This is a genomic window from Actinacidiphila sp. DG2A-62, assembly GCF_035825295.1.
Classification (GTDB): Bacteria; Actinomycetota; Actinomycetes; order Streptomycetales; family Streptomycetaceae; genus Actinacidiphila.
Genome location: NZ_JAYMGI010000002.1, coordinates 919,790 through 938,312, shown reverse-complemented (window position 1 = coordinate 938,312; position 18,523 = coordinate 919,790). Strand labels below are relative to the sequence as shown.

At 75.6% G+C, this 18,523-nt stretch carries 9 protein-coding genes; 5 read left to right on the top strand and 4 right to left on the bottom strand.

What is annotated here, in order from left to right; genetic code table 11:
• Window positions 1-11: 11 nt before the first annotated feature.
• From VSR01_RS04435 to VSR01_RS04420, 4 genes are all read left to right on the top strand, one after another.
• Window positions 12-1,664 carry an ABC-F family ATP-binding cassette domain-containing protein gene (locus VSR01_RS04435; protein ID WP_326447975.1) on the top strand — a complete coding sequence of 551 codons (1,653 nt, stop codon included), beginning with the start codon at window positions 12-14 and terminating at the stop codon, window positions 1,662-1,664.
• Between the two features lie 185 nt (window positions 1,665-1,849).
• The gene (locus tag VSR01_RS04430) at window positions 1,850-2,515 is read left to right on the top strand and encodes a sigma-70 family RNA polymerase sigma factor (protein ID WP_326447974.1); all 666 of its coding nucleotides are present in this window, start codon (window positions 1,850-1,852) and stop codon (window positions 2,513-2,515) included.
• Entirely contained in the window at window positions 2,512-3,852 is a 1,341-nt protein-coding gene (locus tag VSR01_RS04425; RefSeq protein WP_326447973.1) for a hypothetical protein, read from the top strand. The genes VSR01_RS04430 and VSR01_RS04425 overlap by 4 nt, the downstream gene beginning before the upstream one ends.
• An 823-nt stretch (window positions 3,853-4,675) precedes the next feature.
• Window positions 4,676-9,517, top strand: coding sequence for an FtsK/SpoIIIE domain-containing protein (locus VSR01_RS04420; RefSeq protein WP_326453490.1), 4,842 nt, complete (start codon window positions 4,676-4,678; stop codon window positions 9,515-9,517).
• 30 nt (window positions 9,518-9,547) lie between these two features.
• On the opposite strand, the gene VSR01_RS04415 is transcribed toward VSR01_RS04420, so the two are convergent.
• The 4 genes from VSR01_RS04415 to VSR01_RS04400 form a co-directional block, all read right to left on the bottom strand.
• Entirely contained in the window at window positions 9,548-10,300 is a 753-nt protein-coding gene (locus VSR01_RS04415; RefSeq protein ID WP_326447972.1) for a VC0807 family protein, read from the bottom strand.
• Complete coding sequence (locus VSR01_RS04410) at window positions 10,297-10,941, bottom strand: TetR/AcrR family transcriptional regulator (RefSeq protein ID WP_326447971.1); 645 nt, start codon at window positions 10,939-10,941, stop codon at window positions 10,297-10,299. The genes VSR01_RS04415 and VSR01_RS04410 overlap by 4 nt, the downstream gene beginning before the upstream one ends.
• A 208-nt stretch (window positions 10,942-11,149) precedes the next feature.
• A complete protein-coding gene (locus tag VSR01_RS04405; protein WP_326447970.1) occupies window positions 11,150-11,461 on the bottom strand; it encodes a WXG100 family type VII secretion target in 312 nt (103 codons plus the stop codon).
• Between the two features lie 103 nt (window positions 11,462-11,564).
• The gene (locus VSR01_RS04400) at window positions 11,565-12,413 is read right to left on the bottom strand and encodes a hypothetical protein (RefSeq protein WP_326447969.1); all 849 of its coding nucleotides are present in this window, start codon (window positions 12,411-12,413) and stop codon (window positions 11,565-11,567) included.
• Window positions 12,414-12,779: 366 nt separating this feature from the next.
• Between VSR01_RS04400 and VSR01_RS04395 the strand changes: the two genes are divergently transcribed.
• Entirely contained in the window at window positions 12,780-18,254 is a 5,475-nt protein-coding gene (locus VSR01_RS04395) for a putative T7SS-secreted protein (RefSeq protein WP_326447968.1), read from the top strand.
• The last annotated feature ends 269 nt before the right edge of the window (window positions 18,255-18,523 follow it).

Here is an 18,523-nt window from a genome sequence, read left to right as displayed (position 1 = left end):
ACAAAACCCCCATGCCCCTAGCCGCCCTGCTCGCCCACGACATCGTCCGCGCCGCGGGAGGCCGGCGCGTCCTCGACGGCCTCTCGCTGACCGCCGCGCCGGGCCGCCGCGTCGGCCTGATCGGGGAGAACGGCGCCGGCAAGTCCACCCTGCTGCGGGTGCTCGCCGGCGTCGACGCACCCGACGCGGGAAGCGTCTCGCGCCCCGCCGATCTCGGCTTCCTCCGTCAGGAGATGCCCTTCGAGGCAGGCGCGACGATCGCCTCGGTGCTCGACGAGGCGCTCCGCGAGGCCCGCGAGGACCTCGCGGAACTCGAACGGCTCGGCGCCGCGCTCGCCCGCGTCCCCGAGGACGACCCCGAGCATCGCGCACTCCTCGACGCCTACGGCAGCCGACTCGACCGGGCCCGGGACCGGGGGGTCTGGGACGCCGACCGGCGCGCGGCCCTGGTCCTGGACGGCCTGGGACTGGGCGCGCTGCACCACGGCCGCGCTCTGGGATCACTGTCCGGCGGGCAGCGCAGCCGGCTGGCCCTGGCCGCACTCCTGGTGCGCAGGCCCGGCGCGCTCCTGCTGGACGAGCCGACCAACCACCTCGACGACGACGCGGCGGCCTTCGTGGAGGAGCAGCTGCGCGGCCTGCCCGGGGCCGTCGTGGTCGCCAGCCACGACCGGGCGTTCCTGGACGCCGTGTGCACCGACCTGATCGACCTCGACCCGGCGGCGGCCGGCCCCGTCCGCTACGGCGGCGGCTACAGCGCTTACGTCCGGGAGAAGCGCGCCGCACGGGAGCGCTGGGAGCGGCAGTACGCAGAGGAACAGGAGGAACTGGCCGCCCTGCGCCGCTCCGCGCAGATCAGCGCGCACCGCCTCGCCCCCGACCGGGAGCGGCGCGACAACGAGAAGATGGGCTACGGCCACCGCGGCGGGCGGGTCCAGCAGCAGATCTCGCGGAGGGTGCGCAACGCGACCAGACGCCTGGAGGAGCTGGAGCGCGGCCGGGTCGCCGAGCCGCCGCGGCCGCTGCGGTTCGCCGCGGGAGAGCTGGCCGCGCCGGCGGCGGCGTCCTCGCAGCCGCTGGTGTCCCTGCGAGGGGTGCGGGTGCCAGGCCGTCTCGCGCTCGGCGGTCTCGAGGTGTCGGCCACCGACCGGCTGTTGGTCACCGGCGGCAACGGGGCCGGCAAGTCGACGCTGCTGGCCGTGCTCGCCGGGCGGCTGTCCGCCGAGGGCGAGGTGCGCAGGCGGCACGGGCTGACTGTCGGGCTGCTCGCCCAGGACACCGTGTTCGACCGGCCGGACCGCACCGTCCGCGACACCTACCTGCGGTCCCTGGGCCCGGAGCGCGCGGAAGAGGTGCCGCTGGCCTCGCTCGGCCTGCTGCACGAGGCCGATCTGGGCCGACCCGTCGGACAGCTGTCCGTGGGACAGCGCCGGCGGCTCGCGCTGGCCCTCGTGGTCGCGCGCCCGCCGCAGCTCCTGCTGCTCGACGAACCCACCAACCACCTGTCGCCGACGCTGTGCGACGAGCTGGAGGCCGCCCTCGGTACCGGCCCCGGCGCGATCGTCCTGGCCAGCCACGACCGGTGGCTGCGCCGCCGCTGGCAGGGCCGCGGGCTCCGGCTGGAGCCCGAGCGCACGCCCGGAGGAGGCGCAAAGGGCCGCTGATGACCGCTCAAAGGCCGGCGGCCCGCACGCGCGGTGACGGGCCGCAGGCGCGCGGGGGCGGGGCCGGGACGTGCGGGGTGGGGGCGTTCACCTGTGGGTCGGACGATCGCCATCGGCTGTTGGATCACCCGTCGCGGTTTGTGAACTCCGGTGCAACTACGGTGAGTTGACGAAACAGGGTTCCCATGGATCGGGGTCTTGACGCCGTGACGACGCGGACTCGGCCGCCCTTGGGCGGAGCTGAGATCATTGCCGGCAGGTTGCGCAACGAGCGGGACGCACTGCTCAGATATGTGGTGAAACTGCTGGCGCCGGACATGAGACACGTCGAGGACGTCGTCCAGGAGACGCTGCTGCGGGCCTGGCTGCACGCCGACCGGCTGGAGTGGCAGGAGCGGCCGATCCGCCCCTGGCTGTTCCGCACCGCCCGCAACCTCGCGGTCGACACCTGGCGCAAGGACCGCGCGATCCCGGTCGGCGGGGCCGGCGACGTACGCGACGACGGCCCGCACGGCGAGGACGTCGAGCAGCGCGTGGTCGACCGGCGCTGGCTGCTGCCGGCCCTGCACCGGCTGCCGCGGGCCCAGCACGAGATCCTGGTGTACGTCTACATGCTCGACCTCGGCGGCGAGCAGGTCGCCGCGGCGCTGCGCATCCCGCGCGGCACGGTCAAGTCGCGGACGTACCACGCGGTCCGCTCGCTCCGCCGCGAACTGGGCTCGCCGTACGAGGACGAGCCGTACGAGGACGACCGGCCGTCGCCCGAACGCCCCTACGAGGACGAGCCGTTCGAGGACGACGACCCGTACGAGGAGCGCCCCTACGGCCGCGGCGGGCGGGCGGCCGCATGACCGGCGCCACGGTCGTCGCGGCGAGCGGCCCCTTCCACGCGGTCACCGAGCACCGCACCGGGATCACCCAGGTGCTCGGCGTGATCGGCCTGGCCGTCGCGCTGCTGGTGGTCGCGCACCGGCTGGCCCGCCGGGTCGGCGGCTGGTACGTGGTGCGCCGCCGGGCCCGCCGCGAACTGCGGCTGACCGCCGCCGCGTTCGCCGCGCCGGTCCGCCGGTGGGTCCGTTACCGCCGCCAACTGCGGCTGCTCGCGCGGATGCTGGGGGACGCGGCGGTGTGGCACGCGGGGGAGCGGGCGATGCGCGCGGCGTACGAGGCGGGCCGCGGGCGGCGCAGGCCCTACGCCGCGGTGGTCGGCGCCGACCTGGTCGGCGTGCACACCGCGGGGCTCGACGCGGTCGCGCCGCCGGCGCCGTGGACCGCGGACGAGAGCGACCCGCACCTGTGGTGGAGCCTGCGCGAGACGTGGGACGAGCCGGCGCCCGCGCCCGACGCGCACGCCGCGCCCGGTCCGCACCCCGCGCCCGCGCCGCCGGTGCTGCTGGCCGCTTTCGGCGCCGACGAGGACCGGGTGGTCTTCCTCGACCTGTTCGACGGGCCCGCGCTGACCGCCCTCTACGGCGACCGGCAGACCGCCGACGCGCTGCTCCAGGCGCTGGCCGCGCAGTTGGAGCGGCGGCTGCCAGACGGCGCGGTGACCGTCGCGGACGGCGTGCACCCGCGGTTCAGCGGGCCGCCGGCGCAGCAGGCGCTGCGCGACGCGGCGGCCTGGCGGCGCGCGCACGGCGGGATGCCGGCGTTCGCGGTCTGCGCCGAGCCGCCGGCCGCGCTGCTCGACCCCGACGGCCCCTCGGTGCTGCTGCGCGGCCGCGCGCAGGGCCGCGCCCGGCTCGTGTCGGTGGGCCGCCACGACGCGGTGGTGGTGCACGGCACGCCGGTGCGCCCGGAGTCCACCGCGCTGCCGCGCGCGGTCGCCAGGGCGATCGGCGCGCTGCCGCCCTTCCGCCCGCCGGCTCGTGCCGCCGCCACGGCCGAGTCCGGCGTCCTCGTCGGCGGGGCGGCCCTCGGCCGCTCCGCCGCGGCCCGCCCGCGCGGCGACGAGCGCGCGGCGGCGCTCGCGCGGCCGCGGCCGTCGGCCGAGGAGCCCTGGCCGACCGGCGTCTCCGCGGCGCACTCCGCACCGGCCCCCGCCGCCGAGCCTGCCCTCGCGGCGGACCCCGCCGCCCCCGCCGAGTCGGCCGCGGACGCCCCCGCGCCCGCCGCCGCACCCCCGGCCCCGGAGCCGGCGCGCGGAACCACCTCGCCGGGCGCCACGACCTCCCCGGGCGCCCCATGACCGCCCGTCGTGCCGCCGGCCCGCGCCGCCTTCCGCGGACGTTTCCGACAGCCGTCCCGACCTCCGGAGTCGGCGCGCGGGACGACCTCGCCGAGACCGACAAGGTCCCCGGGCGCGCCATGACCGCCCGCCTCGCACACGCTGCGCTGCCTCTGCCAGAGGCGACCCGCACAGCCGCTGCGAACCCCGCCGCACCGGGCGCGGTCCGTTGCCGCGCTGACCGATGGTCGGAGGCGGCAGCCGCAGCTGCGGCCCTGCTCGGTGGCCGATGCTCGGGGCCGGTCGCGCGGGTTCGCTCGCGCGAGCGCGATCCGGGACCCCGCTCGTGCTCCGATGCCGGGCGCGGGGCGGTCCGTGGCTGCGCTGACCGATGGTCGGAGGCGGCAGCCGCAGCTGCGGCCCTGCTCGGTGGCCGATGCTCGGGGCCGGTCGCGCGGGTCGGCTCGCGCGAGCGCGATCTGGGACCCCGCTCGTGCTCCGGCGCCGCGCCGCGCGTGGTCCGTGGCTGCGCTGACCGATGGTCGGAGGCGGCGGCTGCGGCCCTGCTCGGTGGCCGATGCTCGGGGCCGGTCACGCCGGTCACGCGGGTTCGCTCGCGCGAGCGCGGCCCGGGACCCCGCTCGTGTTCCGGTGCCGGGCGCGGGGCGGGCCGTGGTCCGGGTGCGGCGGTGGGACGGCGCTCGGGACCTTCGGGCGTGTCCGCCGGCGCGGTGGGCGGCTCTTCCTCCGTTCGCCGCGCGGCGCGCGGCGGCTCGCGTCCCGCCGCGCCGGGTCGGCCGGCGCCGGGCGTCAACTCCGTTCTCCTGCGACCTGCTTGGACACCGTGAAGCTGATCATCACCACCGTCGACGCCGCGGACGCCACGCGGCGTGATCACCTGCTGGACCTCCCGGACGGGTGCACCGTGGGGGAGCTGGCGGCTGCCGTCGCGCGCCGCGAGGAGGACGAGGACGCGCCGTTCGCGGCGCGCCCCCGGCCGCCGGCCGGTCTCGCGGACCTCGACGCGGACCCGGACGCGGACCCGGACGCGGAGCCCGACGCGCTGCTCGCCGCCGTCGCGGGCCGTTCCGCCGCCTCGGCCCCAGCCGTCGCTTCAGCCGCGGCCGCAGCCGCACCCCCCACCGGGTCCCGCGCGCCCGGCGGCGGCCTCGACGCCTTCCTCGCCGGCGAACACCACGGCGGCACCCCGCGGCTGTACCTCGGCGCCACCGCGCTCGACCCCGAGCTGCCGGTGCGCGGCAGCGGCATCCGCGAGGGCTCGGTGCTCGGCCTCGGCGGCCCCGCCACCGACCGCGACCAGGCCGCCGGCCGCGTCACCGTGGCGGCCGGCGAACCGGTGCTGGCCGAGGTGCACAGCGTCTCGGGACCCGGCTCGGGCCGCAGCTGGCGGCTGGCGCAGGGCAGTTACGAGATCGGGTCCGCGGCCGGCTGCGCGATCCGCGTCGCCCCGGGCGCCGACGCCCCGCAGTCGGGGGTGTGGGTGACGGTGACCGCGGACGGCGGCGCGTACGTGCACGACGAGCGGCCCGGCGCGCGCGAGGACGGCGCGGTCCGGCTGTGCCTGCCCGAACCGCCCCCGGACATCGATCCGTTCACCGGCGCCGCCCCCGAACGCTCCACGCCCGAGGAGAAGCTGGAGGCCGTCAAGGCCGCCGAGGAGGAGGCGCGGCTCGCGGCGGACCGGCGCGCGGCCGGCGGCGCGCCGCAGCCGCCGCACGGCGGGCTCGCCTGGCCGCGCGAGGTGGACCTCGCGGTCGGCGGCGGCACACTGCTGCGCCTGGTCGCCCCGGTCGAGCCGGACGCCGCGGTCACCGAGTCCGCCGACGGGCTCGGCCTGGACTACAACCGTCCGCCGCGCATCGTCCCGCACCTGGACGCCGAGCCGCTGAAGATGCCCAGCCGGCCCGGCGCCCGCGCCAAGGCGCCGTTCCCGCTCGTCATCATGATCGCGCCGGTGGTGCTCGGCCTGGTCATGGTGGGCGTCTTCAAGTCGTACTACTACCTGGTCTTCCTGGTGTTCACGCCGCTGATGGCGCTGTCCAACTGGGTGTCGGGCCGTCGCAACAACCGCAAGGCCACCGAGGAGGCGCACCGCCGCTACCGCTCCCGGCGGCGCGTGGTGGAGCGGGAGATCCGTACCGCGGTGGTCAGGGAGCGCTGGGTGCGCTGCGTCACCGGGCCCGACCCGGCCGCCGTGGGGCTCGCCGCCACCGGCCCCGGCGTCCGGCTGTGGGAGCGGCGCCGCCGCGACCCCGACCACCTGGTGCTGCGGGTCGGCACCGTGGACCTGCCGTCGGTCAAGGCCGTCGACGACCCCGCCAGGGACGAGAACCACCGCAAGATCCGCTGGACGCTGCCCGACATCCCGATCGGCGTGGAGATCGCCGAACTCGGCGTGGTCGGCGTCGCGGGACCCGCGGCGCCGGTGCAGGCGCTGGCCCGCTGGTGCGTGGCCCAGGCCGCGGTCCTGCACAGCCCGCGCGACCTGCACGTCGTGCTGCTCACCGAGGACACCCGGGCGCAGGAGTGGGCGTGGGTGCGCTGGCTGCCGCACGCCCGGCCGCCGGGCGCGGGCGGCCCGCTGGTGGCGGTCGGCAACGACTCCGAGAGCGTCGCCAACCGCGTCACCGAACTCGTCTCGCAGATCCAGGCCCGGCAGCGGGCCCTCGGCTCCTCCATGGGCCGGGCCATGTTCACCGCGCCCGACATCCTCGTCGTCGCCGACAGTGCCCGCCGGCTGCGCGACGTGCCCGGCATGGTGCAGGTGCTCACCGACGGCCCGGCCGTGCGGGTGTTCAGCCTGTGCCTGGACGAGCAGGAGCGGCTGCTGCCCGAGGAGTGCGCGGCCGTGCTCACCCTGGCCGGCGCCGACCTGACCATCCGCAGGACCGGCATGCCCGACGTGTCCGGGGTGCGCGCCGACCTGGTGGCGCCGGCCTGGTGCGAGCGGGTCGCCCGCTCGCTCGCGCCGCTGCACGACGTCAGCCCCGACAACGACAGCGGACTGCCCGAGCAGGTCCGACTGCTGGAACTGCTGCGGCAGGAACCCCCGGACGCCGAGGCGCTGGCGGCCCGCTGGCGCCGCCGCCCGGCCACCACCTCCTTCGTGCTGGGCACCGGCTTCGACGGGCCGCTCAGCCTGGACCTGGTCCGCGACGGGCCGCACGGCCTGGTCGCCGGCACCACCGGCTCCGGCAAGTCCGAACTGCTCCAGACCTTCGTCGCCTCGCTCGCGGCGACCAACCGGCCCGACGAACTCACCTTCGTGCTGGTCGACTACAAGGGCGGCAGCGCCTTCCGCGAGTGCGCCCACCTGCCGCACACCCTCGGCATGGTCACCGACCTCGACGCCCACCTGGTGCAGCGCGCCCTGGAGTCGCTCGGCGCCGAACTGCGGCGCAGGGAGCGGCTGCTGGCCGAGCACGACGCCAAGGACCACCCCGAGTACCGGGCCAAGCGGGCCGCCGACCCGCAACTGCCCGCGCTGCCCCGACTGCTGCTGGTCATCGACGAGTTCGCCACGCTGGTGCGCGAAGTCCCCGAGTTCATCACCGGGTTGATCAGCATCGCCCAGCGCGGCCGCTCGCTCGGCATCCACCTGATCCTGGCCACCCAGCGGCAGGCCGGCGCCGTCACCCCCGACATCAAGGCCAACACCAACCTGCGCATCGCGCTGCGCGTCACCGACGTGGTGGAGAGCCAGGACATCATCGACACCAGCGACGCCGTGCACATCTCCCCGGGCACCCCCGGCCGCGCCCTGGTCCGCTACGGGCACCGGTCCGCGATCCCCTTCCAGTCCGCGTGGGTGGGCGCCGAGCGACCGCCGGCCGACGGCGGCGAGGCGAACGCCGCGCGGGCCGCGGTGCGCGCCGCCGCGCTGCCGTGGAACCGGCTCGGTCGCCCGGTCGCGCTGCCCTCGGGCGACGAGGACGGCGCCGAGGCCCCCGGACCGCTGCACCCCACCGACCTGCAGGCGCTGGTCGGCGCGATCCGCGAGGCGGCCGGCCTGCTGGACGACTTCACCCCGCAGCCCAGCCCCTGGCTGCCCGCGCTGGAGGAGAAGGTCCGGCTGGACGACCTGCCCGAGGTGGAACGCCCCGGCGCGCCCGCCGGCGGCCGCTCCGGGGCGCTGCCGCCGCTGATCCCGTACGCACTGGAGGACGTGCCGCAGCTCCAGGAGCGCCGGGTGGCCACCGTGGACCTGGCGACCTTCGGCCACCTGTACCTGATCGGCGCGCCGCGCTCGGGCCGCACCCAGGCCCTGCGCACCATCGCCGGCTCCGCGGCCCGCCGGGTGGGCGTCGCCGACCTGCACATGTACGGCATCGACGCGGCCGGCGGCGGACTGGCCGCGGTCGCGAAGCTGCCGCACTGCGGCGCGGTGGTCTCCCGGCACGACCTGGAGCACCTGGACCGGCTGCTGAACCGGCTCACCTCGGAGCTGACCAGGCGTCAGGAGATGTGCGCGGCCCGCGCCTGCTCCGGCCTGGTCGAGCTGCGCGAACTGCTGCCGGCCGCCGAACGGCCCGCGCACGTCATGCTGTTCATCGACGGCTGGGACGCGCTCGCCCCGGTGCTGGACGACTACGACAACGGGCGGCTGTTCAACGACGTCACCCGGCTGCTGCGGGAGGGCGCCGCGGCCGGGGTGCACGTCATCGCCACCTCCGAGCGCTCCCTGATCGCCGGCCGGATCGCCGCGCACAACGACAACAAGGTGCTGCTGCGGCAGAGCGACCGCTCCGACTACAGCCTGCTCGGCATGCTGCCCAGCCAGGTGCCCGCCTCGGTGCCCGACGGCCGCGGCTGGCACCTGATCAGCCGCACCGAGACGCAGATCGCGGTGCTCGCCGACGACGAGAGCGGCCAGGCGCAGGCCGCGGCGCTGCGCGAGATCGCCGCGGCGGCGGCCTCCCGCGACGCCCGGGTGCCCGCCGCCCGGCGGCCCTTCCCGGTCGCGCCGCTGCCCGCGACCGTCGCCTTCGCCGACGCCTACGAGAAGGTGCCGCGGGAACTGCGCCGCCCGCTGTGGGGGCTGCTGGGCATCGGCGGCGACGACGGGGGAGCGGTCGGCGTCGACTTCACCGGCCCCGCGCCGACCTTCGTGGTGGCCGGCGGCCCCGGCTCGGGCCGCAGCAACGTGCTGGCCTGCCTGGCCGTGTCCCTGCTGGCCGGCGGCACCTCGCTGGTGGTGCTCGCGCCCCGCGACTCGCCGCTGCGCTCGCTCGCGGCGCACCCGGGGGCCCGGGTGTTCAGCGATCCCGACCCGTCCGCCGACGCGGTGCGCGAGGCGCTGGAGGCGCTGGGCGGGCCCGGCGTCGTGATGGTCGACGACGCCGACCTGATCGCCATGGGCGCCGCCGAGCAGGTGCTCAAGGGCGTCGCCGTCGCGGGCCGCGAACGCGGTCTCGGCCTGGTCGCCGCCGCCCCCACCGAGACCCTCACACTCGGTCTGGGCAGCTGGCTCACCGCGGCCAAGCGCTCGCGGCGCGGTCTGCTGCTGTCGCCCAAGGCCACCGGCGACGGCGACCTGATCGGGGCCCGGCTGTCGTTCAACCAGGTGCGGTCCTACGCCCCGGCCGGCCGCGCCTTCACCTCGGGCCCGGCCGGCACCGTGCAGACCGTGCAGGTGCCGCTCACCCCGCTCAAGCAGCAGGACTGATCCGTGGTCTTCGCCCCGGCGGTGCGGCGCTCAGAGCTTGAGGCCGTTCCTGGTGATGTAGACGTTGTGGAACACGATCAGGCAGCCGAGGATCGCCAGCCACAGGAGGGTGCTGGTCAGGGGGAAGGCGTCCACCGGGATGGTGTAGGCGAGGGCGATGCGGGCGAGGGCGTCCAGCAGGAAGCCGGCGCCCCAGACGGCCGTGATGAAGCGCAGGTGGTGGCGGAAGAGGGGCTCGACGTCCCAGCGGGCCTCCCACGCGGCCAGCCCCTCCTCGCCGACCTTGGCGATGACGATGCCGCGCGAGGCCGTCATCATGAAGGGGCGGCGGGTGAACAGGGTGCCGAGGACCCATACGGCGATCGCGCCGGTCAGCCAGCTGTCGCGGATCATCAGCACCCGCGGGCTGCCCGTCAGCAGCGAGATCAGACTGCCGGCCACCACGATGCTCAGGGTGAACACCGCCATCGTCTCCAGCCGCCGCTGCCGCACCAGGCCCCAGCCGATCCAGGGCAGGAGCAGCACGCTGCCGACGATCATCGACAGCCACTGGCCGGCCCCGATCCCGCGCAGCGCGTAGTAGGAGCCGAGCGGCAGGACGAGCTCGAAGACCAGTTGGCCCACCAGCCGTCGGCGCAGGGCGGTCGTCCGCCGGCGGCGCTCGGCCGCGGCGGCCTGCTCGTCACCCGCCGTGCCGGTCGCACAGGGCCCGGTGGCGGTGCCGGCATCGCCGGCCGGTGCCGGTGCCGGAGCCGTTTCCCGTTGCGTCCGCGCCGCTGTCATGCCGTCCTCCTGGTCGCACGGTCGAAGAGGTCCGCCAGCTCGCGGCCGGCGGCCCGCACGTCGAGTGCGGGGTTCCGCACGGCGCGCCGCACCACGTCGTCGATGGCGGCGCGGATCGCGCGGATCATCGTCCACGGCTCGAACGCGCCGAACTCGCCCGCGGCCTGGGCCTTGCGGAGCTGCTCCACCTGGATCGCGAGCGTGCCCTCGGTGACGTCGAGGAAGGCGACCATCCCCGGGTCCTCGCCGCGCGAGTTCGCGATCACCTCGACCAGCGCGGCCAGCTCCTGCGGGTGGTCGGCGCACAGGTCGAGGTTGCCCTCGATGAACGCCCGCAGCCGGGCGGCGTAACTCGTCTGCGCCTCGATACGGGGGCGCATATAGCCGTCGGCCAGCTTGATCACCTCGCTCACGACCTCGCGCATCAGATCGCCGCGGCCGTTGAAGTGGTAGGAGATCAGCCCCGTGCTGCTCAGCCCCGCCCGATCGGCGATCCGCGCGAACGAGGCGCGGTGGTAGCCGAGTTCGGCGATGACCTCGATGGCGGCGGCGACGATCTGCGCGCGGCGCCCTGCCTCGGTGAAGGTGCCGCGCTGCCCCCGCCCGCCCGTCTGCTTGACCGCGCTATCTCTTGCTTGCATGAGCAAGACGGTACGCGCGTTTGCTCGCCCGAGCAAGACTCGTCCGAGCAGGAGAGGCGTCGCGCAGCGTCCGGCTGAAGGCTTTCCCGCGCAACGCCGACCGCGCCGCCCCCTGGCAGAAAGGGGCGGCGCGGCGTCGGTGGAGCGGGCGGAGCCGGACCGGGCGGACCGGCTCCGGGCCGGGCCGGGCGGAGCGGACCGCGCGGGGTCAGCCCTTGTTCGCGGCGTCGCGGATCTTCTGCGCCATGTCCGCGTCGTTCTGCGACATCGAGTCCTTGATGCCGCGGAACTGCGAGGCGAAGTCCTTGATGCCCTGGACCGCCTGCAGCAGCGCGGTGTTGAACTTCTGGTAGGACTCGCGCAGCGCCGGGCTGGACTGCTCGAAGACCAGGCCGTTGTCCAGCAGCCCGTTCACGTCGGTCAGCAGCTGGTTCAGCATCGGGACGATGTTCTCGTTGGCGGCGTCCAGCTTGCCGGAGACGGTGTCGATCTGCTCGTAGTCGAGGGAGATGTTGGGCATGGCGGAAGGCTCCAGGGATCGTCGGTCGGAAGGGTGACAGCGGAGGGAAGCGGGGGAGCGCGCCGGCGGCAGGGCGAGCGCGGAGCGCGGGGGGCGGCGTCGGTCAGTCGTCGTCCATGCCCTCGCCGGAGGTCTGGTCCCACTTGGCGCCGGGGCCGCTGCGGGAGTAGGTGCTCACCTTGCCGTCGCCGTCGGTCACGGTCATCGTGCCGGTGCCGTCCGCGTTGATCGTCACGTCGGCGTGGCTGCTGCTGTTGTCGGCGTAGGTGGTGTCGGTGACGTACGAGCGGCCGTCGGGCTTGTACGCGGTGGTGGAGGTGTACGTCTGGCCGCCGCCGGTGGTGACGGTGGTCTTCTCGGTGGTCACGTTGTACTTGTCGTCCAGCGTCAGCGTGGTGTGCACGGTGCCGCCGTCCGGGGTGTGGATCACCTGGTCGGTGGGCGGCGGGCCGGGATCGGTGGGCTCGGGGCCGGGGTCGGTGGCCTTGCAGAAGTCCGGCAGCGTGGAGATGTCGTCCACGTCGCACGCGCCCTTGTTGGCCAGGTACTGCTGCCAGAGCTTGTTGTCGGCCACCCACTTGTCGTGGCCGAGCCACGCGTCGTGCTTGCCGCGCCAGTCGTCCAGGCCCAGGTTCTGGCCCATCACGCCCGCGCCCTCGGCGATCTGCGCGTCGATGTTGAAGAAGCCGTCGGCGACCGCGCCGAAGGTGTCGCCGAGCTTGCGCAGGTCGTCCTCGGCCTTCTCCATCGGGTGCTTGGAGCGGTAGTACAGCGTGCTGAAGGCGGCGGCCAGCTCCGCGTTGCCGAACACGTCGCCGGCCACGCCCGAGCTGTCCTCGCCGAGGGTGGCGTAGTCGCTGCTCTTGAGGGTGGGGCCGATCTCGTCGGCGAGGTCGTGCAGGTCCTTGCGGGCCGAGTGCAGGACCCCGTAGTCGAGGGCGAAGTCGACCACTGTCCGTCCTCCTTGGCTGCCGGCTCGGTGCGCGCGGCGGTCCGCTGCGGGCCGGGGCGTGCCCCGGGGCGGGCCGTGCGGCCCCCTCCCTTCACGTCCCAGCGCCCCGGACGGTTCACCCCGCCCGCGCCGCCGCCCTCGGAGCCCGCCCGCGCCGCCGCCCCCGGGGCCTGTGTCGCCGCCGATCCCGGGCCCGCGCCGGGGCGTTCGACCGGACTCCCGCGGCGGGCGGGGCGGGCGGAAAGAGAACCGGGGCGGGACTGAACCGCGGCGCGCTCCCGTACGTGGTCAAGGCGGACGCGCTTCGGCACCACTCGGCACCACTCGGCACCACTCGGCACCACTCGGCGGCACCAGGAGGCCCGGATGTCACGCCCGACGGACTGGGACGCCCTCGGTCTGCACGGCGACCCCACGCCAGGCGACCCGGCACGCATCCGTACCGTCGCCGAGTCCATCGGCTCCCTGGGCAAGACCGCCAGGAAGATCGACACGGCGATGGAGACGGTGCTGAACAAGACCGGCCCCGAGACCTTCGTCGGACAGACCGCGGAGGAGCTGCGCAACCAGATCAGCGGCCGGCTGCGCGGCTTCGTGCAGAGCATCGCGGACGCCTTCGAGTGGTCCAGCGGCGCCCTGAGCACCTACGCCGACGCCATGTCCGACGCGCAGAGCAAGGCCGACGCCGCGCTGGACCAGGGCAGAGGCCTGTCCCAGGACGACCCCGACCGCGACACCCTGGCCGCCAACGCCAAGGCGGCCGGCAGCGCCCAGTCGGAGGCGGCGAAGACCGCGACCTCCACGCTGCGCAAGTCCTCCGGGCACATCAAGTCCCCGGTGTCGCCGTGCGCGGAGTTCTGGGAGATCTTCCAGTGGATCGCCATCGCCCTGGTGATCCCCGCACTGATCTTCGGCGGCCCGGTGGCGCTGCTGGCGATCGCGGTCAACCTCACGCTGTTCATCAAGACCGCGGTGGACTTCGCCGAGGGCAAGGCCGGCATCCTCGACCTGTTCCTGTCCGCGCTCGGCCTGATCGCTCCGAGCACCCGGGCGCTGCCGATCCTCTCCCTGCTGACCAAGGGCGCCAACCTCCTCAAGAACGGCATCAAGGCCGCCTCGATCGCCTCCCTCGACCTGTTCAAGGACATGCTGCGCGGCATCGCCAAGCCGTTCGTCGCGCTGCCGTCGCTGCACGACCTCGCGCTGGCCACCGGCAGTTGGACCAAGGCCGGCGGCCTGTGGGTGATGGGCGTCGGCAAGGGCCTGGGCCAACTCGGCGCGACCATCGTCAAGTCCGGCGCGCTGTTCGTCATCAAGGGCATCACCGGCATCCCCGGACTCGTCAAGGGCATCGGCCCGGCGGTGGCCAAGTTCGGCGTCAACTCCGCCAGTTGGGCCAAGGCGGAGTTCGGCGGCGCCAAGTGGCTGCGGATCTTCCTGCCCGCCGAGGGCGACGAGATCGGCGAGTTCGGCGTCTTCGGCGCCACCAAGATCGCAGTGATCGACCGCGGCGTCTTCGGCAAGTTCCGGTTCGGCGCGGTGCCCCCGGCCACCGTACGGCCGACCGTGCAGGCCGTCGGCAGCGGGGTCAGCCACATCCCGACCCCGGCGACGGTGCACAACGTCAACCCGCTGGTCGACATCCCGACCCACGACCTGGCCGCCACCCGCATCCAGGTCGACCAGTGGACCAACGCGCTCGGACCGATGCCGCTGCCGCACGCGCCCGGCGCCGCCGGCTTCACCGCGCCGGGTCTGCTGGTGCCCAACCCGCCCGCGCTCACCATCGGCACCGACTTCGGCGCGCCGCTGACCTTCTCCCACCAGGCGAGCCTGCGGATGGACGCGCTGCTGGACATCCCGGTCGGCAAACTGTCCTCGGTCACCATCGGCGACTGGGCCACCATCACGCACGGCGCGGACGGCGTCACCGTCGACGCCGCGCCCGCGTTCAGCAAGCTGCCCGAGCCGGTCGCGGGCCTGTTCACCCCGCCGCCCGTGCACATCGCGGTGGGCGCGGAACACGCCGGCGTCAGCGGCATCCCGAACCCGACGATCCACCAGCTGACCGCGAGCATCGCGCCGCCCGCCGTGATCCACCAGGCCACCGACCTGGTGCTGCCGCCCGCCGCGGTGCACGCCGCGATCCCCGTCCCGGACGCCGCGCACATCGCCACCACCACGCCGCCCGCCGTGCACGTCGGCGTCGACGCGGGCGCCACGGTCCACATCTCGCCGATCTCGCACCTGGAGGTCACCACCGCGACCGTGCCGACCCCGCACCTGGGCGGCCTGTCCGACAGTCACATCACCGCCACCATCGCGCACCACGTGGCCGCCGACCTCGGTCCGGCCGCCACGGCCGGCGCCGGCCACGCCATCGCCGACATCACGCCGACGCCGGTCCTCGCCCACACGGCCGACGTCACCCCCGCGACGATCACGGCGACCCCGCCGCCGTCCGTCGTCCACACCGTGGACGCGACCACCACGCCGGTCACCGCCGCCCCGCCCCCGGCCGCGCCGCACACGGCGGACATCCACGCCGTGGACGTGCACACGACGACCGTGAGCGCGGCGGACGTCCACACGGTCGACGTGCACACGACGAGTGTCAACGCGGCGGACGTGCACGGCGTGGACGTGCGCTCCGTGGACGTGCACACGACGACCGTGAACGCGGCGAGCGTCCACACCGTCGACGTCCGCGCGACGACCGCGCCCCCGCACTCCGTGGACGTGAACGTGAACACGACGCCGGTCGCGCCGACGCACGACGTGACGCCGCACACGGTCGCCGCCGCCACGGCGCCCACGCCCGGGGCGAGCGTCCCGCCGGTGGCCACCGCGCACTACGGCACCCACGCCGGCACCGACCTGCCGCAGCCGGCCGAGCCGGTCGCCGGCCTCGGCGGCAAGGGCAAGGCGCCGGCCGCCTTCACCGCGCCCGGCGGCCTCGACCTGCCGCCCGCGCAGCGCCTGGGCGCGGCCATGGACCTGCTGGACCACGGCGGCCTGGGACACTTCGGCGGGTCCGGCTTCCAGGCGGCGCCGACGCCCGTGCCGGTGCACGCCGCGCCCACTCCGCAGGCCGTGCACGCCACACCCGTGCACGCCACACCCGTCCACGCCACACCCGTCCACGCCACGCCCGCACACAGCGAGCCGCCGCGCGTCGATCCGGCCCACGTCGACCCGGCGCACCTCGACCCGGCCCACGGACAGCCCACGCGCGTCGACCCGGCCACCGTGCCGCCCGCGCACGTCGACGGCGCGCACGGACAGCCCGCCGCCGTGCGGCCCGCCCACGTCGAGGCCGCGAACGTCGAGGCCGCGAACGTCGAGCCCGCCCACGTCGCCGCCGCGCAGGCCCTGCCCGCGGCGCAGCCGCCGCGCACGCGGCCGCCGCGGCTGACCGGCGGCGAGCTGGACCAGGCATGGCACGCCGACAGCGAGAGCAGGGCCGCGCTGTTCGGCGCCGCCGACGACCCGATGCGGGCGCCCCGGACGGAGGCGTGGGGCCGCTTCCAGCTCGCCGCGCACGACCTGCGACAGGCCGAGCAGCACGTCGACTACCTCGCCTCCTTCCCCGGCGGTCCCTCCCACGGCGTCAGTCCCCTGGAGCACGCTCAGGTGCGCCTGGGCGAGGCCCGGCAGACGTTCGCCGACGCGGTACGGCAGTTGCGGGAGGTCGGCGTCAACCCGGTGGCGATGGACCACGCGCTGCGCGACCTGATGCTCCAGTCGCTCAAGGAGCGCCCGCGGCTGCCCGGCGGCGCCTCCGACGTGCCGGTCATCACGGTCGACGGCGTCGACGGCGGCCGGCTCGTGGAGGTCGTGCCGCTGGGCGGCGGAGGCGGCGTCCCGCGCGGCAGCGCCGTCCACATCGCCTACACCCGGGACGGCGTCCACGCCCACCTGGAACTGCCCGGCGAGAGCGCGGCAGCCCCGCACACCGTCACCGTGCTCGGCGACGGCTCGCTGCGCGTCGACCACCCCGGCGCGGCCGGCGCCGCGCCCGGCTACCAGGTCTTCGACCCGATCGGCGACCACCTGTGGGACGGCCACCGGATCACCACCGGCGGCATCGACACCGGGGCCCTGGAGTTCCCCGCGCCCGGCAACGGCGCCCCGGCCCGCTGGATCGGCCCGGACGGCACGCCGGTGCCCGGCCACTTTGTCGTCGCCGAGACCGACGGCGCCGGCACGGTCACCGGACTGAAGGTCATCCAGGACGGCACCGGCGGCGAGTTCGTCCGCTACGACCCCGCGACCGGCGCCGCGGTCGGCATCGGCGCCCCGCTGCGCGGCGCCGACGGCACCGTGCACGGCTTCGCGGTGATGCCCGCCGACGCCATCGGCGCCGGCCACGTCGAGGGGCTCGCCGGCGACCTGCGGCCCGGCCGCGCGATGGACCACCTCGGCGGCGGCATCCGCGTCGAGACCGGCGGCGCCCCCGGCCGCCCCGCCGCGTACACGCTCTACGACGCCACCCGCACCCACATCGGCGACGGCCGGCAACTGCTGGACGAAAACGGCCACTTCTTCGGCTACGCCGAGACCCCTCCCGGCGCGCACGCGGGCACCCTGGTCGACGGCGACTGGGCCCCGGTGCCGCACCAGGCCGTACGCGTCGACCTGGCCGCCGACGGCGCCCCGGCCACCGTGCGGGTCACCGACACCGCCCGCGGCGACTACCGCACCTTCGACCCGGCCACCGGCGCGCTCGGCGACCACGCGGTGATGCTGCACGGCTTCGACGACCGGCAGTTGGGACAGTTCGGCGTCACCCGCCATCCGGCGCCCGCCGCGGCCGGCGCCGCCCCGCCGGCCCCGTCCACCTCGGCCTGGACGCGCACGGCAACCCCCTCGCCGACCTCACCCACCACGGCGGCGAGTGGCGGATCACCCGCCCCGGCGGCGGCCCGACGGCGGGGGAGTACCGCCAGTTCGGCGCCGACGGCAGGCTCACCGTGCAGCGGATCAACGTCACCCGCGACGGCCGGGCCGTCCCCGACCGGCACTTCGACCTGCGGCCGGGGCAGCGCAGCTGGCAGCTGGTGGACGGCAACGGCGCCGCCGTCACCGGAGCCGGCCGCGACCTGCTGCACTCCGGCGCCATCGACGTCGCCGACGACGCCGGGCGCGTCCGGCTGGTCGCCAAGCCCGGCGGCACCACCGTGGAGATCTTCGACCGCAGGCCGCTGCCCGGCGGCGGCGCCCTGGACTCGGTGCGCTCCATCGACAGCACCGGCTTCGTCCGCTGGAACGGCAGCCAGCGCACCCGGTGGACCCAGGTCGACGGCACCGGCGCCACCGTCAACTGGGGCACCCGCCACTACGGCACCATGGACGGCAAGGACTGGAAGGGCGTCGACCACCACCTGCGCACCGTGCACGACTTCCGGCAGGGCGTGGGCGGCAGCGTCTTCGCTTACAAGGACGGCGGCATCTGGCGCTGGATGCGCTACGACAAGCCCGACCGCGTCCCGGTGCCGAACGCCACCGGCACGCGGACCTGGGACTGGGACGGCGGCTGGACCGACCGGCTCGGCCACGACGGCGCGGGCGCGGTCGCCCAGCGCCAGTGGGGACCGGCCCACCTGCCGCAGGGCAACGCCTTGCAGTACAAGGAGTTCACCCTCGACGCGAACGGCGCCCCGCGCACGGTCACCGTCACCACGCCGGGCGGCCCGGTCCGACACACCCTGTGGAACTCCCAGTCCCCGCACGGCAAGCCCACCGGCGCCCTGGAGCAACTCCCCGGCGGAGGCGGCCTGCTGGAGGTCACCCGCTGGTCCGAGCAGCGCCCCCCGCAGTGGGTGCGCCGCAACCCGGTGATCGGCATGGGCATCCCCGAGGCCGCCTTCGACGGCCGCGCCTGGCTCAAGGGCGACACCCGCTTCCAGATGTCGCACTGGACGCGGACGGATACGGCGACCGGCGCGCAGACCCACGGCTACCGCTTCACCGGCATGAACGAGAGCTTCTTCGACCTGGCCCCCGACGGCACCCTGGTGCGCGGCTCGTTCAAGCTCGGCAACGGCAACACGCTCAAGGTCGGCGACACCGTGCCGCTGCCCGCCGGCGTCCACGCCGACCCGCACTTC